Here is a 23,012-nt window from a genome sequence, read left to right as displayed (position 1 = left end):
TTACTTGCGTTGCATTTCTTGCCACCAAGCCTGATCCGCAATTACTTGCCCCTGTTCATCGAGTTTGGGATAGGCCAGTCCTTTGCGTTTAGCCACTTTAGCGAGAACAGGATGGCCGCGTTCAAACAAAATGCGTTGCACGGTTTGTTCTTTAAGCGGACAGGTATCCTTATTATACATTCCAGCTAGTTCTCGTTGGCGCTGTGCTTCATAAAGAATGATGGCACTGGCTACGGAAACATTGAGAGACTGCACCATACCGACCATAGGCACGATGATATCTTGATCCGCTAGCTCTAAAGCCTGTTTGGAAATGCCGTGCTTTTCGTTACCCAGTACGATAGCGGTTGGTTTGGTGTAGTCGATTTCTCGGAAGTCGACAGCACGTTCTGATAAGTTAGTTGCCACGACCTGCATACCATCCGCTTTAAGAACCTGAATGGCTTCAGCAGCAGAGTCATGTGTTTCCAGTTCAACCCAATTACGTGCCCCAGCTGAAGTGTGACTCAAGGTTCGCATGGAGTCAGTTGGCCAAACCGCGTGTACCTTGTGTAAACCTGCAGCATCTGCGGTGCGGATAATCGCCGAGACATTATTAGGCTTATGCACTTCTTCTAGACACAAGGTTAAGTCAGGTTGACGTTGATTGAGGACTTCTAAAATGCGTTGGTAGCGTTCTGGACTCATAGGGGTACTTCAGGTGAGATTGCCCCAAGTATGGCTTGGGGCGGTAACAGATTTAACTGCGGCGACGTCGGACACGCAGTGTGTGTGGCATCGCTTTAAGCTTACGCATAATGCCCGCAAGGTGAACACGATCTTTGGTGGTTAGTAGCACAGTGACGGTATACAAACGGCCATCTTTTTCTTCAGTGGCAAGGCCATGAATGTTAGAGCCAGTTTGTGAAATTACATTAGTCAGCTCAGCTAATACGCCTTGGCGGTTTTGCAAATCGATAGCCAGTTCACTAATGAATTCTTGCTCGTAATCGTCTGACCATTCTACTGCCATGTACTTATCAGGCTCTTTTTGGTAGCCGCGTACATTGGCACAGGTTTCACGGTGAATAACCAAGCCTCGACCAGGTGAGACATGCGCAATAATGTGATCGTCTGGGATTGGGTGGCAACAGTTAGCAAAGTTCAGCAAGATGCCTTCGGCACCGCGAATTGGCAGTTTCTTACGTGGCTTGCCATCTTCACTTTCTACTTCGGTAAGCTCGTCTGCATCACCAAGTAAGCGACGTGCAATCACGATACTCATGCGCTCACCTAAACCAATGGAAGCAAGTAAGTCATCCAAACTCTGCATTTTCAGATCGTTTAACACGTGATCTAAGTTGCCTTGTTCGATGTCTGAAATCGAAAGTTCGCCCAAAGCATGGTTGAGTAGGCGACGACCTAACGTAATTGAATCATCACGACGCATGGTTTTCAGAACCTGACGGATCTTAGTACGTGCGCGAGATGTCACCACATAGTTAAGCCAAGCTGCATTCGGGCGGGCACCCGGAGCGCTAATGATTTCAACCGTTTGACCGTTTTTCAGTGACTTACTGAGTGGATAAGGGTTCCTATCCACTCGCGCACCGACACAAGTATTGCCGACATCGGTATGAACTGCGTAGGCGAAGTCGACGGCAGTGGCGCCAACTGGCATTTCAACGATTCGACCTTTCGGCGTGAAGACGTAAATCTCATCTGGAAACAGATCAGATTTTACGTTTTCAATGAACTCAAATGAGTTCCCCGCGCTTTGCTGCAGCTCAAGCAAGCTCTGCATCCAACGCTGTGCTTTGATTTGTGCGGTAGTACCAGAGCGATCGCCTTTTTCTTTGTAAGACCAGTGCGCGGCAACCCCTTTGTCGGCCATTTGGTTCATGTCTTCAGTTCGGATTTGTACTTCGACAGGAACGCCATGAGGGCCAACCATGGAGGTATGGATTGACTGATAGCCATTGGCTTTGGGAACCGCAATGTAGTCCTTCATTCGACCGGGACGTGGCTTGTACAACGAGTGTACTTGACCAAGTACGCGATAGCAGGTGTCTGCGGTGTCGACAATCACTCGGAAGGCATAGATGTCCATGATGGTGTGGAAGCGCTGCTCTTTGGTCTTCATCTTGTTGTAGATGGAGTAAAGGTTCTTCTCACGACCCACAACACGAGCGTTGAGACCTACATCTTTGATACGACCTTCTATTTCATCGTGGATGCGCTGGATCATCTCATTACGGTTACCGCGCGCCGCTTTCACCACTTCTTTGAGAACGCGATAGCGGTTGGGGTATAGAGCTTCAAAGCCCAACTCTTCTAGCTCAACCTTGATATTGTGAATACCAATTCGGTGGGCTAGCGGAGCATAAATTTCTAAGGTTTCACGAGCAATACGGCGGCGCTTATCGGAGCGAAGGACGCCGAGAGTGCGCATGTTATGGGTGCGGTCGGCCAGTTTGATCAGGATAACGCGAATGTCCTGTACCATGGCCAGCACCATTTTGCGGAAGTTTTCCGCTTGGGCCTCTTTGCGATCGCGAAATTTCAGTTTGTCGAGTTTAGAAACCCCATCCACTAACTCGGCAACGGCGCTGCCAAACTTAGCTTCCAGTTCTTCTTTTTCAACCTCGGTGTCTTCTAAGACATCATGCAAAAGGGCAGCTTGGAGTGTCTCCAAGTCCAAATGCATTTCCGCGAGAATCCTTGCGACCGCGACAGGGTGAATAATGTAAGGTTCACCACTGGTGCGAGTTTGCCCTTCATGGGCTTTATCTGCCAAGACATAAGATGCACGCAGAGCCTCAATCTGAGGCTCTGTCAGGTATGTCTGGGCAACATCTTTGAGGCTATCAAATAGATACAAACTTCAGGCCCAAATACAATTGTGTGGATGTCAGATTAACGACCGTGGGCAATACTGCTCACAGCGGCAAGTTCAGCGGCTTCTTGCTCTTGCTGCTCTTGGCGCTCACGTGCATCTAGCACTTCTTTGGTGATCAAACCTTCTTCGATTTCACGAAGGGCGATTACCGTTGGCTTGTCGTTTTCTTCTGGTACTAGGGAATCTTTGCCGCCAGTTTGCATTTGACGAGCGCGGCGTGCCGCGATTAGAACTAGGTCGAAACGATTGCCGACTTTCTCAACAGCGTCTTGTACAGTTACGCGTGCCATGAGGACTCCAAAATTAGTTGTGTTACGGGTAAATGACGGGAAATTGTACAGTTAAATCTAGAATGAGGCTAGATTTAACTAGTCAGCCAATAGCGCATCAAGCATACCTTTATATTTAGCAGCTTGCTTGTCTTGCTTCAATCTCTCCGCGCGAATAATTGATTTAAAATCTAACAGTGCATTGTCAAATTCATCATTTACGATGACGTAGTCATATTCACTGTAGTGGGAAATCTCTGATTTGGCTTCTGCCATACGCTTAGCAATCACGGCTTCACTATCTTGGCCACGAGCGGTTAAACGTCTTTCTAACTCACCATTTGAAGGCGGTAGAATAAAGATGCTTTTTGCCAGTGGCATTTGCTTGCGAATTTGACGAGCACCTTGCCAATCAATGTCTAGGAAGACATCAATCCCTTTGTTTAGGGTCTCTTCAATCCAGACGCGAGAGGTACCGTAGTAGTTACCAAATACTTCTGCGTATTCTAGGAACTCGCCTTTCTCGATTAGGTCTTCGAACACTTCTTTTTGCACAAAGTGATAGTGAACGCCGTCTTCTTCTCCAGGACGCATTCCACGAGTCGTGTGAGAAACCGACACCTTCATTGCATAAGTCGGGTTGGTCTCTAACAGAGCAGTGATCAAGCTAGATTTACCTGCGCCACTTGGTGCGGAAACGATATATAAAGTGCCTTGACTCATATTTGCAATTCCATAGAAGTTTGAAGCAAACCAAAGCGGTTTGTTTGACTAATGATAGCAAGAGTGATGGACGAAAATTCGACCAAAAAATGGAGGCGAAGATTAGCATAACTTCGCCTCTGTTCTCAAGTTGAGACTAGCTTTACAAGCTAGGGCGAGATATCGCCACTGCTGACGAGTCAAATAACGAATCAACTTGCAGGATATGCTGCTCGTTAATTTCACCACTCAATTGATGTAAGAGGACGCCGCTCAACAGGTAGTTGTATTGAGATGCGAGTAATGCTCTTTTGGCGCTATATACCTGACTCACATCATCCAATAGCTCATCAGCGGTGATAAGTCCGGATTCCAGCATTTTTTTACTGTCCTCTGCGATTCGCTCACGGCTTTCAACTAAAGCTTTCAAATTTGGTGCGCGTCTGATGCTATCGTCTATTTGTAGCAACGCAGCAGTGACTTGCTGATTTAATTGACGATTTAAATCGTCAATTTGGAAGCGAATGTTGTTCCACTTTTGTGAGTACTCTCCGTGTTGATAACCAGAACCCGTACTGTTGAAAATAGGAACATTAAAGCGTACGACAATGGTCTCTTCTCGGCTTTCCGACGCACCGCCAAATAGTGAACCACCAACTTGACGATACTGGTTTGTTGCTCGCAGCTCCACATTAGGTAATAGCTTAGCGTTTTGCTTATAAAGTTCACTTTTTGCTGCTTTTGCGGCGTACTCCAAAGCGATGTATTCAGGATTTTGTAGTCTCGCTTTTTCCAACCAGTAAGTGGGGTCCTCACTTTCCATTCTTGTTAGCAAAACATCGCCACTCATAGGTTGAATGGTTTCGATAGCTGTCCCTGTTAACGCTTCGAGTTCATTAAATTCTAAGTCGACCTTTATCGCAGCTTGTATCACTTGGTTTTTTATTTCTTGAAGTTTTGCTTTTACTTCTTCGAATTCTTGGGTGCCGGTCAGGCCACTTTGGCGCTTAACATCGAGTTGTTGGAACTGCTCGTTGATTGCTTCATATTCAGCTTGGGCTAATTGGTAGGCATCATAACTGGCCAATGCCATTAGGTAGGTTTCAATGGATTGAAATGCTACAGCATGTTCAGCTTGTTTGTACGACGAAGCTAGCTGGTTACGAGTGTATTTTGCCTTTTCAATATTGGCGTATAAAGTGCCATCAATCAGCGGCTGAACCACTGAAAACGTGCGGATTTCATTGTCAAAAGAACCTCGCCCGGTATTGAAGGTTGGGTTTTCGGTTCGAATGAGTTCTTGCGTAATGTCTTCGAAGTCATAGGTAAAGTTGACTTGAGGTAGCAAACCAAAAATCGCGCTTGTATGGGCCGAATTTGCTTCCTTGTACGCTGCGTCCGCAATCAACAAGCTCGGGTTGTTGTCTATTGCTTGGTAGTACACATCTTTTAGTGAATTTGCACTGACATTTGCTGTTGAAATTGCCATTCCAACAAAAAGTGCAACTTTAGATGTCTTGTTCATGATTCTCTACATCCCTAATTGAATTTAGGCTGACTAATATTCGCCTGAAGTTATTTGGTTTAATTCATCAAGCAGTTTTTGTTCATCTGAACCTGCTGTGGTTTTATTCTGAATGTTTGCTAGCTCTGGCAGTGTCAATTGACACTTGGTACCCGCTGGTATTTGTTTTTCTGCATTGTCGAGTCGCATTCGAACGGTAAAGGTGTGACTTCTAGGGTCAATGACCGGGTCAACCAAGATGACATCCAGTTGATGCTGATGCTGGTTAGAATTTGACAGTTGGACAGACAATGGGGAGCCGATCGAAATCTGGCCATAGTATTCGGCAGGTAAATTGGCCTCTACATGCAAAGGGTTTAGTTGCGCCACTTTGATGATCGGTTCGTCACTTACCTGCTCGCCTAAACCAACTAAGTTCTCGACAATTACGCCTGAAATTGGGCTGCGAATGGTTTTTTGGTCCAAGTTGATTTGAGCAATGGCAAGCTCGTCTTTGAACATTTTTTTCTGTTCTTGTGCTTCGAGTAATTCCATTTCGGCTACCGCCAATGCCGTTTTTATCTCGTCGGCTTGTTGTGCTGAAATGATGTTTTTGTCCATCACTTCTTTATTGCGGGCCATTTGTCTGAGTTCGAAATTCACTCGCTCTTCACGAGCGTTGATAAGACCTTCGCTATTATAGCGGCTGGTTGCAAATGCCAAGTTGGCCCGCTCTAAACTGCTCTCTAGCGAGACCAGTGGTTGACCTTTCTTGACCCATTCCCCGCGTTTTGCGTGAACAATGTCAACAACGCCAGAGACTGGTGATGCCAACTCGAGCCATTCACTCGCATTAACTTGGCAAGCGATATTTGACGCATTGGCATTCAGTGGAAGAAAGGCGCATAAAAGCCAACGTTTAAACATCTAATCTCCTTAATAAGGTTTGTCTTATTTGTCGCCAAGCCAATTCAAAAACAGAGCTGTTGTCATGTTCAATACGAACATGCATACGTTCTCCACTGAAAATGGGTTGTGGCTCATCAAGCATAATTTCTGCAACATAAAAGTATTGGTTGGTAGTGAGTGCATTCGCGTCGACCAACGCGAATTGTCCTCCGCCGTCGGTGGAGAATATTTTACTCGGCAGAGTTTGAGTCGAGTTTGGTGTGACTTGAGTTATTGTTGCACTATAGGATTGCCAAATATGATGTTGTGGGCGCACCAAGACTCCTCGATCTTGTTCAATCAATAGGTCGATTCGATCCATAGGAATCAGTGCCTTAATACGCTTGAACTCCTTGGGTTGAACTTCGCCCAGTAACTCACCTTTTCGCACGTAGCTTCCTGTTGGAAACTGACCTGGTAAGCGGACAAAACTGCCTCCAACTGGCGCTACCTGATCTAAATCGGCAATCTGATTTATGATCTCTTGTGCTTCTTGTTGCGCTTGTTGCAATCTTTCTCGAGAAATCGACGCTCGTACTTTATCGTCGACATTGTCAGCTTCAACTTGGAGCGCTAACTGCCGAATATAGGCTTGCTTCTCCTCTAGTCGAGTTTGAATAAGAGGGTCAATAAGCCTCACTATGAGCTGACCTGATTCGACATTCTCTGCTGGTGCAGTGGGCCATTGTTCAATAAAGCCACTGGCTTTGGCTTTGACTTGTTCATTCTCTTCTAGCCACACTACGCCTTCTACAACCGTTGAGTTGGGCACAGGCACAAAAAACAATAACGCTGCAATGAATCCGGCGAATAAACCTGAACGAACGTAAACTTTGGTCGGGGTGGACTGACCTCGTTGAGTTTTGAAAAACACGACTAGCTTGAATAACGGCATAATGAACATTTGTGCTAGTGTCCAGCTTGCTAGGGCGAAGCCAATAAATGGAATGTGCTCAGCGATGTACAAGGCAATTGTGAGCAAAATAGCGGTTCGGTAGAGCCATGACAGAGGCCAATACACAGAGAACCACACTTTTTCACGTGTAGTCGTTAATGATTGTGTAGCGACGTCTTTGCCCAACGCGTACTTCTGGACTAGGTAGGAATAGTGTTTTGCTGAGCGCGTAGCTAGGTTGGGCAGTTCCACGGCATCTTGAAGTGCAAAGTAACCATCAAATCGCTGAAGTGGATTGCCATTGAACAGCAAAGTATTGATCCAGCCTATCATCATAATGTTGTACATGGCTGCACGTAATATGCCGGGTTCAGCCGCCGCCCAAATCATGGTCGCTATGGCTGCCAGTAGTAACTCAGATTGCACCCCAGCTGCACTTACAATGAATCGATGCCATTTGTTACTTAACATTGAGGCCCGAGCTGCATCAACGTAGGGCACGGGCATAAAGGCGATAAACAACAAGCCAATTTCGTTACATTGCCCGCCATAGCGTTTGATCGCTAAGACATGAGCGAATTCATGCACCGCCTTAATCAGCGCGTACATGGCAATACCTAATGCCGCGTTTTCCATGGAAAAAAACTGGTCATTGAGATTGCCGGTAATGGCTGACCAGTTAAAAGCCGCGACCAAGGCACCGATTGATACGATTGAAGTCCAAAGAAATAAACCCAGGCCACTAAACGTGGCTTTGCCGAGCGCTGTCAATGGCGACGCCCATTTTTGAGGGTCGAGTAATGGGAGTTTGAATGAGATGGGATTGCCGTATTTTGAAAACAATTGCAGTCGTCGTTGTCGACTGCGCTTCTCGGAGAGGCGCTTCACATCCGTTGGATTCAGCCCTGCTAGTAGACCTTGCGATTCCATCTGGAACAACAACGCCTGTAAATGCTCTTTTTCAATCGTGTTCTCTGATTGTAAATCTGTAAACTTTTCGAAAGCTTGTCGCAGAGAGTGTTTGCCATCAAACCATTGCAAAAGCACTCCAAGCGATTGGGGTAGTCTAAACAAACGCTGAGTATCGGCTTCTCTGAGTACCAACCATGGCTGACCGCGGTAATGGTGCACCGAGCGCTCAATACCTGATTTTAATAAAGGTCGACTAGAGGCAATACGCTCCCATGTTTCATCGCTCATGGCAAAAATGCCCATGTTTTTAAGCGCAACCAGCCCCAGAATTTATGAGTCCAATTCCAGATACGCGCTTTCTGCTCGGTCGCAATTTTTACCACACCTTTCATACCCGGACGCAAAGTCTCGACTGATTGATCCAATTTCGCTTCAGCACGATAAATGGTTTTTCCATCTTTGGACTCAGCAATGGGCGTCACTCTTTCGATGGTTAGCGGAAACGTACTGTGAGGAAGTGGAACAAAACGTACGGCGCCAGTTTGATTCACCCTGATTTGCTCAATGTCATCTTGCTCTACGTGAATAATGAGTCGAAAGTTTTCAAGTGGCGATAACTTGAATAAAACGTCCCCTTGGCGAATTGGAGTGCCTATTGCGTCAATTTTGTCACCATCAATGATGTAACCATTGTAGGGCGCTTCGAGACTTGACCGCTTGAGCTTTTCATTGATCAAGCGAATTTCCGTTTCTACTCGTTCGCGGGCGGCATCTAAAATATTGGATTGTGCGACGTCTTGCTCACCACGAGCAGCATCACGCTTGCGAACCACTTCGATATAGCGAGCTTTGAGATCCATCAATTGCAGTCTTAAATCACGAGTATCGAGCTGCAATAACGTTTGTGATGCTAGAACTTTATCGCCAGGGCGGACCATCACATCATCGATGTAGCCATCAAAAGGAGCAGAAATAATTCGGGTCTCTTTCCCAGCGATTTCTGCATCGGCGATAATTTGGTAGTCGGTCGGCCAAAACAAAAACACAATCAAACCCAACATAGTTAGGACGGCCGACAGTGTTTTAGTTTGGCGCAGCTTATTTGGGGAAAATCTACCAATCATTTTTTGCAAGGCTTGGACAGGAAGACTTTGAGAATGCGCGTGTAAATTGGCAATGAGTGGCACCAAAGCTGATGTGAGCGCAGTTAGCACAGTCGCTTTATCGGCAGAAAGCGAATCGTGACCAGTAATAATCCAAAAAGCACGCTGCTTTACGGTAAGTGTAGAGATTTGCTCCCCAGTCCAGCTTGCCCAATTTGCCTTGTCTGATTGACAGATTAGGGTTGAAACCTCATCGATGTCTCGAGCAAACGAGTGATAGTCGGTGTTCGTCACATCCTGGTGAATTAACACACCAAGTGCATCGTGCAGGTCAGCATTGCTTTGGAGTTTACCGCTGATCGAAGATACGTTTCGTATCACGTTTGCCTTGTGATCTGTAATGACAAGCATGACCCGCTGCAGCTCAAATTCACGTCTGATTTGCTCACATACCCATTCTATCTGATCGTCGAGTTTTCTCGGGTTGTCTAGTGCTTTAGTCAATGAGCTGACCATATGGCTAAGCGACGATAAATCTGAGTGGCCACTTTGTAGTGGAGGTGCTAATCGATGTGTGCAGGCTGAAGACGACCATTGAACAACTCGCAATACCGAGTTGACATCCGAAGTGCTTGGCAACTGAAAAACCACTACCCCTAACAGCTGTTCGTAAGCGGTAAGTGGAAATGCAAAATACAGCGCCTGCTTGTTATCTTCCTGAATGACTGGAGCCAACTTAGCCATCGCTTTTTCACCCGCCTGTAAGAAGGCGGGCGATGTCTTCACGTCAACTGAAGATGCCCAAACTGTTTGAAAGTCTTTACTTTCCGTACTGGCTAATGCGAGCAACGAAGCAGAAACTTGGACTTTCGCCAAAACCAGTAACTGGTGCTCAACTATTTTTACCCAGGCTTCACTAAACTTCTTTGAATCAGAAGATTCAAAGAAGTCTCGCCATAGATCTTGAACAGTATTGGGTGAAGACATATTCATTACTATTTGATTTGGCCGTGTTTGTTTTCGTAATCTTGAATCACGTTACCTAGCAGCAAAAATAGACGTTTAGCCGCACGCGGGTTCATGATCACGCGATCGCTTAATTTCACTTCAATGTTCTCTTGTGAACCGTTCCAATTTTGGCTCGTGCCAAAAAGCAACATAAATTCTTCCAATGTGCTACCCACGTTTGCAACGTTGGCATAGGTAGAACGCATTTCAGAATCGTCCCAGTTCACTTTGTTTGCTTGTTCATTCAAAGCTTTGTTTTCGTCTGACATTTTCTCTGTCCTTTTGCTATACGATTCGAATCGCATTGTTAACTGAAGTGTTATTAATTACTGGCGCACTATTTTGCGAGCCCATAACCCAAATACCCAATGTTGTATCGAAGTAAAGGTGATTGACCTGATCAGGTAGTAACTCTTCACTATCGTTAGATTGGGTATTATCAGGTTGCTCTTGATTAACGGGTTCGTTGCTGGCTTCTATTGTTTGAGAGCCAGAATCTGTTTGTTTTGATGGCGAAGTACCATCAACACTGCTATTGCGAAGACCAGCGTTAGTTGGCTCTACTTGGGGAGAAGCTGAATTCGCTTCGAGCTCGGAACTTACGGTTTCTGAAGTTCCAAGAATCTGGCTAAATTGACTTTCAGCAGTGGACTCTAAAGTTGACTCTATGGCAGTTAATTGTGGGCTTCTGGATTCAGCGGTATTTACTAAGCCTTGGCGCTGGTTGGCTTGAAGACTTTGCGACTTATCTTTCTTTTCCGTACCACTTGTAACCACGTTAACTTCTGAAATTTCACGTTCAGAATTTGAGTTGGTCTCGCTGAGAAGGTTGTCGAGTTCGCCCGGCGTTGCAAAGAAATCGTCGGTTGTAGTGGAAATTGGGTCCCCAAGGAATGGCGGCTCTTCCCATTCAGCAATTCGATCTGGACTGATCTCAACGTGAGCATTTTCATGCAAAATCATGTCGAGATTCGTATCTGCATAGTTAAAGTTAGGTTGTTCACCCCCCAACAAGAAGTCTGGTGAGAGGTCTACACCTTCTGGGTTACCAGCGGATGTCCCTAAATGCATCACATCGGCACGGCCGGAGAATGATTCTTTAGACTGGGCGATAAACTCTTTATCGTTTTTGTAGATGATATTGCCTTCGTCACCGATCAAAATATCACTACCCAGACCACCGTATAACTTATCTTCTAAGCGACCACCTAGAAGATTGTCGTCACCAATTCCACCCCATAGTTCGTCATCCGAAAATCCTTTTTGGGTTGAAACAGAGCGAGACTCAACGAGGGTTTGTGCGAGTTTACGGTGTCCGTTAGCTTCCCACGTGACTTGTCCTTGGTCACCAATGAGCACGTCTCTGCCTTGGTTACCTTCGGCGTAATCACTGCCAATACCGCCAATTACAAAATCGTCACCCTCATTACCGATCAAGCGGTCATCGCCACCAATCGAAAAATCGGTAGAAAGCATATCGCGTGCTATCCAATTGTTATCGTGGGTTTGAGTACCGCCATCTCCGATGAGTATGTCTGAACCTTCATTACCATAGGCGGTATCGTCACCAAGTCCAGCGATGACAACATCATTGTCAGAACCACCAGTAATGGTGTCATTATCACCAATAGTTATTTGTGTTGTCGTAACAAATCTCAGTTGGTCATTGGTGTTTCTTGTGACTTGGCCGCTATCCCCTAAGATAACGTCGTTACCTTCGTTTCCGTTTAGCGTATCGCGTCCAGCACTACCAATAAGAACATCATGGCCAGCACCACCATGGATTTCGTCATTAGCACCAATCTCTGCATCGCGAGAGATAATATCCGGGTTACTTGCATCTGCTGGTACTACGATACCAAGGTCACCAAGCAGAACGTCGTTTCCACCATTGCCGTAGATGGTATCTTGTCCCTGTCCACCTATAACGATATCTCTACCGTCACCGGCGGTGATGGTGTCATTGCCGCCAAATGTTTGCTCGGTAGTTTCTGTTTTTAGGTTGGACCACCCAGTTGCTTCAGTAGAACGAGTAACTTGGCCATTATCACCAAGAACGATGTCTTCATGATTACCTGAATCAATGACATCGTTGTCGCCACCACCTATGACGACGTCATTGCCATCGTTACCGTTTAGTGTGTCTTTGCCACCAAGGGCATGGTTGCGGCCAATTACTTCAGGAGTCGTGCCATTGGCAGGTACGACAATACCTAAGTCACCAAGTATCACGTCAACGCCTTCGTTGCCATGAACGGTATCGTCACCCGTACCGGCAATCACGGTATCATTGCCAGCGCCCGCAGTGATGATATCGTTACCGCCAAACTCTTCCTCAGTGGATTCCACGGCCAACATGGTCCAGTCATCTCGTTCTGTTACACGAGTCACTTGACCGTTGTCACCTAACAAAACGTCGTGGCCAGTACCGCCGTCAATGGTGTCTTCGTTACCGGCCCCAGCTAGGTTGCCACCGCCAATAATGACATCATTACCGTCGTGTCCATTTAGCGTGTCTTTGCCACCGTTAGCGTGGTTGCGAGCGATGATCTCGGGTGTGGTGCCGTTAGCTGGAGTTACAATGCCTAGATCACCTAGAATCACGTCAACACCTTCGTTGCCGTCTACAGTATCGTCACCCGTACCGGCAATAACTGTATCGTTTCCAGTGCCCGCAGTGATGATATCGTTACCGCCAAACTCTTCCTCGGTGGATTCCACAGCTAACATGGCCCAGCCATCTTGCTCTGTTGCGCGAGTTACTTGACCGTTGTCACCCAATAAAATGTCGTGGCCAGTACCGCCGTCAATGGTGTCTTCGTTGCTGGCTTCAGCTAGGTTACCACCACCAATGATGACATCATTGCCGTCGTGTCCATTTAGCGTGTCTTTACCACCATGTGTGTAATTACGAGCGATAATTTCAGGCGTGGCGCCATTTGCTGGCGTCACAATACCAAGATCACCTAGAATCACGTCAACACCTTCGTTGCCGTCTACAGTATCGTCACCCGTACCTGCAATCACGGTATCATTGCCAGCACCCGCGGTGATGGTGTCATCGCCGCCTAACTCTTCTTCAATGGATTGAGCGCTAGCAAAACTCAGCGTATCGAGAACTTTTCGTTCTAAATCGGCATCATCTTTAAACGTTGAGGTGTGAGCAATTTCCCCAGAGTCTCCAAGAACAATGTCATTACCTTCGTGCGAGTTGATGACATCATTGCCAGCGCCACCAATGATGAGATCATCGCCTGAATGGCCATAGAGGGTATCTTTCATGCCGTCAGTGGTCGTGAGGCTTTTTAGAACTCGATCATTTGTGGTGTCATTGTCTTCGTTGTAAGTTGCAGCTTTGAATAGTGCATAGTCGCCAACGATTAAGTCATTGCCTTCGTGCCCGTTAATCTCGTCGAGGCCTGAACCACCAATTAAGAGGTCGTTACCGCTACCGGCATGGAGTGTGTCATTACCTTCTGGTGCAGTTTGTTCACTACCTGCCAATGTTTGAGTTTTGTCAGACTTGGCCTCTAAAACGTACAAAGCGTCATCTCGAGTGACCGAACCTGTGTCACCTAGAATGACATCGTCGCCGTCTTGTCCAGTTAAGGTATCGTCGCCTGCACCGCCAAGAATGATGTCTCTACCATTTGCAGCGGTAATAGTGTCGTTGCCGCCTTTCAAAGAATCAATTGTTTGAATATCCGCAACTGGACTATTGCCTATGGTAGAACCTGCAGGTAGTACTTGTCCGTAGTCACCCAATAAAACGTTGTTACCGGTTTGGTCATCAGAGCCGGTACTGGTAGCAGTAATGGTATCTGCACCACCGCCACCAATCACGACGTTACTACCGTTGCCAGCGTTTATGGCATCATCATTATCCAGATCGCTTGAAGACGACACTATTTTTGTGAATGATGCGCTCGCAGTGGTTTGTCGATACACTTCACCGTGGTCACCCAAAATAACATCGCTGCCTTCTCCACCATCAATATCATCGGTTCCGGCACCACCAATGAGTATGTCTCGACTGTCTCCGCCAAATATTTTGTCTTGGCTGGTGATAGAGGTACTGAACGCTTTGGTGCTTATTTCAAATTGACCCAAAGATTGGGCGCCATCAGGTCCTTCAACGTAACCGTTGTCACCAAGAATGACATCGACACCATCTTCACCGTGCAGTTCATCATTGCCAGCGCCACCGAGAATGACGTCTTGACCGAAACCAGCATAAACCGTGTCATTGCCACCTAACGTATCGTTATTAATCGAGGTGACTGCAGTGGTGAAGTTGGTGACCCCAAGGCCGATAGTACCCAGGTCAGCTATAACGACGTCGTCGCCTGAACCTGAATGAATTTCATCGTCACCAAGACCTGCGATGATGAAGTCTTTGCCATCACCACCATAAATTTTATCATTGTCACCTGAATTGCTTTCAGAGTGGACATGGTTTTGGGTGATTTCGCCATCATCACCGATGATGAAGTCATTGCCTCCTTCACCACGAAGGGTATCTGCTCCTAGACCACCAATGATGGTGTCAACGCTTGAGCCGCCAGTAACGTCATCGTTACCCGTACCTGCCAAGACAGTGTTTTTACCATGACCAGTGTGAATCGTGTCATTACCAGCGCCAGATAGGATTTGGTCGTCACCTTTTTCACCGTAAATTATGTCGTTGTTTGAGCCCGTAAAGATCAGGTCGTTACCGTTTCCACCATAAACGGTATTAACACCGTTACCGCCGATAATAATGTCATTACCTTCACCTCCGCGAATCGTGACATTACCGGTAGAGGCGCTATTGGCTGTTTTACCAAGCACAGAGTTGTAGTTAGCTTTATTGAAAGCAATGTTGTTGCCATCTTCTACAGTACCGCCTAAGTAGAAAATGTCGTCACCCACACCGCCATCAATTTCGATGTCTGCGGTGACACCATCAAAGACCACGTGGTCATTGCCCGCGCCGGATTTGACAATGATTTTGTTGACCCCAGTAAAGGTCTGAGCGGTATTACCATCACCAAAATACTCAGCAAAAACGCTGACCGTACCACCTGATTGGGAGATATAGAATTTTTCGTTTCCGTCTGTCATATCACCGGTAACACGCTGATCGGCGTAGTCACCTAAGTTGATTGTCAGAGTTCCATTATCACTCTTATCGGCAAGACTGACCTGTGGCTTGTAACCATGAGAGAAGTCGACAATCGTGGTTTCAGGCAAGATTGACCAGCTGTCTTTAGCGATGGTTTTCATATAGAACTTCCACGGTTTAAACCATGGAATTTTTACTTCGTAATATGCATCGATTCCTGCAGTAATCTTGCCGTCGATATCAAACAGATATTGAGGGGTTTCACTGATGATTTTGTAAAATTCGCCAGCCCTTATTTTTCCGTCACCATTCGGATCATAAAGATCGGCGGTAAGGGTACCGTTCAAAAAGCCTGAAATGCCAGCTTTAAACAATGCCAAGTCCACACCTGCATTCATACCAATGCGAGTGTTGAACCATGCCTCTGGTTTTTCTTTGCCATCAATGAAATCAGCGATGTAGAAACCGTCCAACACGTATTTCGCATTGCCACTTTCAATCATTTTTACAAAGCCGCTTGCATCATAACCAAACGCAAAATCAATACCCATATCAACGAAGAAATTAACGCCGACATCTAACCCTACTTTAGGGATGCCCGGGACTGACGCGCCAATGTGATGATTGAATTGGAAGCTAAATGATGGCAAGTGCCATAGGAACAAGTCCACATCAGCAATGTCACCACTCAATAGCTTAAGTGCGTTAAGTGGGTTGGTCAGAAGTGGAATTGATAGGCCACTTTTGCTGGTGGAGCTTGAAGAACTTTGGTTAGTGGTTTCCACTCCCCCCATTGCTTTTAGCTTTTCGCCTGCATCACCGAGATCATTGTATGGATTGCTAAAATCAATCTGACCGCCTTCTAGGTTAGCGAGATCGAATTTGTGCTCTTTGAGACCGCCAGTGAATGGGTTTGTGGTGCCAAAATCATAAGTACCAAACTTAAGCTGGACATCGCCCTCGAGTGAATTCAGTGCTTCGATGAGTGCGCTAATTTGTGCCACAGTTTCGACGAATTTAACCGTTGTTTGGATTTTTGGATCGTACGGCGCAGCTAATTTACCAATATCTAACAGAGACAAATTGCCCACAATGTCGGAGACTCCGGGCAGTGGCATGGTAATAAAATCAATGAGTGGACGAATTGGGTCTATGGCTTTGTCAGCGTAGCCAATAATTGGTTTTAAGAACCCAGATAGGAATTGTCCCGCGTCCAATGTAATGTCACGAAGTTCAAAGGCATGGACTTCGTTAAGCGGCGTTGCAGGTTTTTCGCCATACAGAATGCGTTCATAAGTATGGTCTAGATATAGATTTGTGCTGATAGCTGGCAAGCTGATTGGCAATGCATCATTAAACTTGGCAGCAAGTAATACGTTTAATACGGTATCGATGGTTGCTTTAGCTTCAAGCAAATATTGCTGACCTTTTAATTCGTCAAAGGTCATGATGCCATCTTGGTTCGGGTCATAGGCGTTTAGATTAACACCGATTGTTCCGGTTAAAGAGGTGGCTTTATTGTCAGTCTCATTGAGAGATTGAGAGTTATTGCGAAGTTCGGCTTGCAGCAGTCCTAAACTGGCGCTAATTCCATCAGGCCCAGTGGCAAAGTCACTGAAATCGACATCAAGCTTTATTTCTAATTCGTTGCGATCTAAGTCATCTGCTCCAGCATCAATATAGAAGCCATTTTCTAAACCGAAACCAAAACCAAACTCCATTGCTGCCGTCGCGCTAAAGCCCACGGTGCCGTCGTTGATTTCTAAGCCAAGACCAGGGAACCCAAGATCCGCATCAAGGTTGATGTCTGCCGAGAAAATCTCTTTTTCGAACGCCACTGTGAAGTCAACTGACTTGCTATCAAGGTTTTCATTACCAGTGACTGATACGCCACTCCAACCAAGCTGCTTTAGCTGTTCTTCAAGAACGCTCGCAATAATCGTTGAAGTGGTAGGCGGAACCCCAGGGTTGTTTAGCTTGAATTCTTCGACTTCTTGCCACAGGGCTGGGACTATCGCATCTCTTAATTTTGAAACGAAGTTACCGGATTCTTCAAGTGCACTGCCGATGATTGGGATCTCGAAACCAAAGACAGAATCGGTCAAAATTTTATCTAAACTTGCAAAAACAGCGTCCAAACCACTGATGAGGATTTCCGGGTTGTTTAGAAAATTAAGGTCTTTGATTATTGCTGCAAGATCAGGTGTTTGAATATCGATAACTTGATTGTCGTCAGCATTAGCTATATCGCTTACGTTCACGACGATATCGCCGATACTTGCGCCCATGACATAGACGGGAAGAACTGCTTCTGCTGCTCCATCAAGGCCTACTTCAATGAAGTTACTGTTGAAATTCTCTAATTCACTAAAGTAAAGACGATTATCTCCTTCATCTTTTAGCCCAAACTTGAATTCAAGTTTGTTGTCATCACCACCAACTGTAAATCCATCTTCATTTGCTTTGAGTCCTTGAGCATCGTCACCAGATAGTTTTGCAGTACCATCTTTGACCTCGATTTCCAGTGCACCTAAATTAGTTTGGAAATTAAGGTTTTCGCCTTTGACTTCGGCATTAACATAAAGTTTGGTTTTATCAGCTTCAACAAAAAATCTTTCGTTATTGTCGGCGAGATTGATTGCACTGGAGAGGTACTTTTCATTGTCAAGCGATAGAGTGTCTAACCCAAGTTCTGCCGCAACTTGACTGTTATTAATACTCTCAACTAAAAGAGTTGCGTTGGTATTGGATACTTCTGTCAATGTAAGACTTGGTGTCGTAAGACCTAACTTTTCTAGTTTCGTTTTGTCGAGAGAGAGTGTCAGTTGAGTTGAATCGGCGTCTACAGTGATAAACTGGCTGAGCAAGATCTTCCCGCTGTTATTGCCACCCAAATCTTGCTTGTCGGCAAATGCTGTTAATAGTTCTTTATTGATTTGCTCCGACCATTGAGTAACGGTTCGATTTTGCTGTGCTTCAAGAGCAATGTGATAGGTTGTTCCATCATTGAGCTGGAGCCCGATTTCAAATGCTTCACTTGCGTCAAACGTACCAGCTAAATCTGATTTCAACACACCATTTGAGTCTAGTGTTTGTAATCCAGTAGAGAGCCCTATGTCAGAGAGGCCAAGATTGGGTTGTTGAGTATCTGTCAGGTCAGTAAATTGAAGCTTACCATTGACAAGTTCGGCGCTAAGCTTAGTACTATCTAACTCGTTTATCGCTGTTATTAGTGTTTCAAGGGTAGCGTCGTCTTGAGCTAATACAGTATCGACATCAAACTCGATCACTTCCCCACTTTTCAGTGTGAATTTTAAGTCACTGCCACTATTACCATTGGTTGAAAGTCCTCTTCCATCATTGAGTAGGTTTAGCGGCGTCGTTAATTGAGCAGGAGTCGCTCCTGGCTGAAGCCTAATCCCCATTAGAGTCGATAAACCGCCAGTTAGCGCTAGGTCGAGTTGTCCGCTGGCACCGGCACTTACCAAATTTGTTACACCTTCAAGCATGGTACGGACGGCATCATTGTCGACACTCTTCGCAAGCTCTTTTAAGTCTAGGTTCAGGGCGACTTCTTTGGTGTAATCGACTAACTCGTAATTAATATCCAATAAGATGACAGGGCCGAGTCCATCGTGGTCGGACACGTACCTTAAATCGAATGCTTCGTCAGGAATTTTGAGCATATTTTCGATTTCTACTTCGATAGCATTTAAACCCAAGTTCGGGTTTTCAATCACAGCATCGAGTTTGGCAGCGAAGTCGCCAGTGAAATCCATTATGTCTTTTAGGCTAAGATTCAGGAGCGGCAAAGTAGTGTCGTAGAAGCCAGCACTCAGCTGTTGATCTAGGGTCCCCATGACAAATTGCAAGCCTTCCACCATCTGGGAGAAGGACAATGATGAAAGACCATCGAAACCATCTAGAGTTGGTAGGTTGAGCTCAGGGCTTGGCAACACTAGGCTACCGTTTTCAAAAGTAGGTAGTTCTAAGCTCACACCAATATCTAAATTGTCAAAGTTCAAACCTAGTCCGGCTTGAGCCTCAATCGAGCCTAAAGTAAGTTTGGCAAACTCACCAGATTCGCGACCCGAGAAAAATTCAAGATTCACTTTAGATGCAAGCTCACCAGAGCTGGCTGCTTCTCTAAACTCATTGACGGTGAACTTACCATTGTCATCATCATCTAACGTTATTAGTGTTCCAAGTGAAATGAAGCCCTCATCAATTTTCGCTTTAATGCCGACAATACCAACATTGCCTTCGATATCGATTGGCGTGTCATTACCTGCCAAATTGACATCCAATAATGCCGATACGGAGGTATCTTCTAAGAAGACTCGATCACCAAAATTTTCACCATGTATCGCATGCCCCGTTATTTTTCCTTGGCTATCGCCGTAACCGTTCAAACCAAGTAACAGAGCCAAAGGAGAATCATTGATTCCCATCGCAGAGAAGTTGGCGTTAGAAAGTGTTATAGGTGAGCGAAGTATTTGATTGACTTCAAAGCCAGATGCATTGGGTGCGAGCACAGCAGTGATATCTGAAGCAAACTTGATTGCCGTTCCTTGAGCCTTAACGGTCAATATCTCACTGAGTGTAACGCTATCCGATTTTAACTGGTTGTCCTTTAATCCCAGCTCACTTGCGTTGTAAGTGATCGTGGCAAGTTTCTCATTAATTTTTTTAATAAGATTGTCAGTAGAGCGATTGGTTTCCGATGGCACCGTGATATATTGCGGCTGAGCTTTACCGATTTGGAATAGTAAAGTGAACGCATCACTTGCTTCGTAGCTTTCAGATAACATCGTCTTAGTTGTGATTGACTGAGATTGTTCTTCTGAATCTGCAGGTGCTTGATAAGGATGTAATACAATTTCAGCCTTCCCCGAACCTTTACCTCCGTTGGCACTATCCAGTTCAGGATAGCCAGATAGCAGGTTAGTGTTTAATACTGGCTCGCCGTTTGCTGCACTGCTGTCGGTTAAGATGAAATTTTGGCCCTCAGCATCAAACTGTAAAGACAACGAATTGCTCAAGTCTTCGACTTTAGCAATAAGTTCTTCGATGGTATCGGTCTCGGAGATATGCAGAGTAAAAATCTCGCCGTTGGCGGTGGTTATTAACAAATCTTCAGTTACATGGCCGTTGTAGCTTTCATCCCAGAGCTTCAAGTCCGATAACTTGGTGCTTTGGTTGATGGAGTTTTCAGAATCTTGGCCTAGTGGAGTAAAGTCAAAACCAATGGTGGTCATCAACGCAAGATCGGCGTTGACAGAAAATTTTGCTGATGAGCTTAATCCGGCGAGATCACCAAATGACAAATTGGTATCAAATGACGTTTCAGCGAGCTTGTAATTTGAGAACAACGACAAGTCAATTTTCATGGCGTTGTCTTCTACGCGGAGATTGAGCTGATCGGCAAGATCTGATAACGAATTGAGTTGGTCGGTTAGCCCTAGAGATTCAGCAAGTGTCTCAGTCATGTCTGAAATGGTGAGAATACCAGGGTCTTTAATGGTGATTGAAGACGTGTTTTGATTAGATGCAACTAATTTAATCGCTTTGTAGTTGTTTTCTCCCTCATTGACAGAGTGCTCCTCAAAACTAACGCGATTTGCCAATTTCGATGAATTAAGCTTGTTATTGAGTACTGCCACTAACGCGGTTAAAGATTCAATCGCGTGCTCGCCATTATCACCTGGTTTCCACGTCAATATGTCAGTTGTGCCATCACTTAGCGCAATTTCAATTCTAAACGTCTTGGTTAATTTTGTGCTCAAAACGTCAGAGCTGGAGTTCTCTGTGAGTCCTGAAGACTGTACTTCGACAATCTGCTTTTTTCCGTCTTCGTCGACAGTTTGTTGAGTTATAGATTCCGTCAGACCAAGGTTAGGAAGATCCGAAATTAACGGTTTGACGACTTTTTCGGTAAACGCATCACCCAGTTTTAAATTGTCCGCCAAGCCTAGTTCTTCAAGGAAAGGTAAGGAAACTTCCAAACCTTCGTTGGCAAACAAAGCATCAATTCGTTGCCCTAAACCATTGAGCGCATCCGCGACAGCGTGCTGACTAACCATGGACAGTTCTTTCAGATTGGCGGTAAATGCTGTCGTTAGGCTTTCCAACCCAGAACTAGACTCATCAATTGAAACTGAAATAGATGGATCAGCGCCTAATGCTAAGCCTGCGACGATATTACTTCCAGACATTGAAAGTGGCATATCAACAATTTGAGTTTGGTTATTCTCAATGATTTTGGTGAAGGTGGCAGTAAAGTGACTGGCTTGCTCTTCTGTTAGACCATTGGCAAGCAGTTGGTTGGAAATAGTTTGTGACCAGTCCAATTGGGTTTTAACTGCGTAATCTATTTCCTTGTCTTGGTTCTCGCCTAACGTACCATCACCAACCTTAAACTCAAATAGACCTAAGTGGAGGCTTTGCCCTGTAAGATCGGCAGAAACATTGAGATTCGAAGTGATAGATAGATTTTTGAAAAAGATATTGTCACTCGATGTGATCGCTTCAGTAGAAGCGTTAAAGATCGGCTTATTGCTCTCAAGTTTTGTTTCTACTTTGTTAACGATGTCTTGCAATTTGATATCTACATCAAACTTGATTTGGTGTTCGACGGCAATGTCGGCAGACGATGTTGAACCGAGTTTAGAAAACCCATCTTCACTTAGTGACGAAAGATCAAGGTCAGCAGCTTTTGAGGTTTGAGCCTTAGATATGGTAAAGCCAAAGGTTAAGGATGAGACGGTTGAGCCTGACATCGTCGGAGTTACAGTAACCGTTGCGTCTCCACCGATGGCGTGAAGTTTACTGTCTAATTTTGACTCAAGTTGGGCTCGAAACCAGTCCGATGACCATTGAGTTTCATCTATTGAGTCGTTGTTATAATCCCACCTTGTTTCATTCAATGCGTCTGAGAAGCGCTCTTGTAACGGTTTGAGTATTCCACCATCCGTTAATTGCTTGATCATTACATCGTTTAAGCTAGGTAAAAGACTATTTTCTAGTAAGCCCGATGAAGAGTTTATCTGTACTTCACCTAAAGGTGACTTCACGTAGTCAGCAAACAGCTTGCTGTAATCTAATGCATTGCCAATGGAACCGCTTAAACCGTTGGCTTCGTGGTTTAAGTTTAGGAACGGTGCCTGCTCATTATGATTTGTCAGTGCTTGAATCCCTTCGACTTGGTCCAAGTAGGACTCAAAAAACGCAAGTTGTTGCTTTAAATTGAACTCAAGGGAATAGAGTTCTTTAAACGTTAACGCGGTGTCTGCCGAGAGGAGAAGACGCGGTTCCATTGCCTCAAGAACAGCAACGTTAGGGGATGCAGTTGGGTTAGATTGGCTTTTTTTATTGATAAACTTTTTTACTAGCTTTCCAACTGGCTTTAACGCAAGTTTCTTCGACTGACGATGGTTGAGCATTTTATTGTGTTCCCTTTGCCGCTGTTCTACGCAATACGTGCATTTTTCCGTATGAAATTAGATAAAAAAGTGGAATAGAAATCAAACTTTAGTATCAGCCAATCAATGTATTAGCACACTTTTTTGACAATCTTCTCAATTGTGCTACTCAGTATTCACAACAAATATAAAACCAGTTTCTTAAATCTGTTTGAGAATTGACCGCCTCGTCTCATCTATGCAATTGGATGTTGATCTGTATCAATAT

The 23,012-nt window shown here is 45.3% G+C and carries 10 protein-coding genes; all 10 read right to left on the bottom strand.

What is annotated here, in order from left to right:
* The 10 genes from trmH to ACXAFJ_RS12865 all read right to left on the bottom strand — a co-directional run bounded on the left by trmH (position 1) and on the right by ACXAFJ_RS12865 (position 22,765).
* On the bottom strand, positions 1-687 hold the full coding sequence (trmH, locus tag ACXAFJ_RS12910) for a tRNA (guanosine(18)-2'-O)-methyltransferase TrmH (protein ID WP_475323869.1): 687 nt from the start codon (positions 685-687) through the stop codon (positions 1-3).
* A 52-nt stretch (positions 688-739) separates the two neighbouring features.
* Positions 740-2,860: a bifunctional GTP diphosphokinase/guanosine-3',5'-bis pyrophosphate 3'-pyrophosphohydrolase gene (gene spoT, locus ACXAFJ_RS12905; protein WP_475323868.1), complete on the bottom strand. Its 2,121-nt coding sequence runs from the start codon at positions 2,858-2,860 to the stop codon at positions 740-742.
* A 35-nt stretch (positions 2,861-2,895) separates the two neighbouring features.
* On the bottom strand, positions 2,896-3,168 hold the full coding sequence (gene rpoZ, locus ACXAFJ_RS12900; RefSeq protein WP_475323867.1) for a DNA-directed RNA polymerase subunit omega: 273 nt from the start codon (positions 3,166-3,168) through the stop codon (positions 2,896-2,898).
* Positions 3,169-3,246: 78 nt separating this feature from the next.
* Positions 3,247-3,870 (bottom strand): guanylate kinase, encoded by a 624-nt coding sequence (gene gmk / locus ACXAFJ_RS12895; protein WP_475323865.1) that lies wholly within the window; start codon positions 3,868-3,870, stop codon positions 3,247-3,249.
* Positions 3,871-4,012: 142 nt separating this feature from the next.
* A complete protein-coding gene (locus ACXAFJ_RS12890; protein ID WP_475323864.1) occupies positions 4,013-5,374 on the bottom strand; it encodes a TolC family protein in 1,362 nt (453 codons plus the stop codon).
* 33 nt (positions 5,375-5,407) lie between these two features.
* Positions 5,408-6,280, bottom strand: coding sequence for an efflux RND transporter periplasmic adaptor subunit (locus tag ACXAFJ_RS12885; protein WP_475323862.1), 873 nt, complete (start codon positions 6,278-6,280; stop codon positions 5,408-5,410).
* Positions 6,273-8,396 (bottom strand): site-2 protease family protein, encoded by a 2,124-nt coding sequence (locus tag ACXAFJ_RS12880; protein WP_475323861.1) that lies wholly within the window; start codon positions 8,394-8,396, stop codon positions 6,273-6,275. Before ACXAFJ_RS12880 ends, ACXAFJ_RS12885 begins: the two co-directional genes overlap by 8 nt.
* Complete coding sequence (locus ACXAFJ_RS12875) at positions 8,393-10,198, bottom strand: HlyD family secretion protein (RefSeq protein ID WP_475323860.1); 1,806 nt, start codon at positions 10,196-10,198, stop codon at positions 8,393-8,395. Before ACXAFJ_RS12875 ends, ACXAFJ_RS12880 begins: the two co-directional genes overlap by 4 nt.
* 8 nt (positions 10,199-10,206) lie before the next feature.
* Positions 10,207-10,488 carry a DUF3467 domain-containing protein gene (locus ACXAFJ_RS12870; RefSeq protein WP_475323858.1) on the bottom strand — a complete coding sequence of 94 codons (282 nt, stop codon included), beginning with the start codon at positions 10,486-10,488 and terminating at the stop codon, positions 10,207-10,209.
* A gap of 16 nt (positions 10,489-10,504) precedes the next feature.
* A complete protein-coding gene (locus ACXAFJ_RS12865; protein WP_475323857.1) occupies positions 10,505-22,765 on the bottom strand; it encodes a beta strand repeat-containing protein in 12,261 nt (4,086 codons plus the stop codon).
* Positions 22,766-23,012: the final 247 nt, after the last annotated feature.

It is taken from the genome of Vibrio sp. ABH4_348 (genome assembly GCF_056159765.1).
Note: the sequence above shows the minus strand (reverse complement) of the source record. Positions and strands in the feature narration are given on the sequence as shown.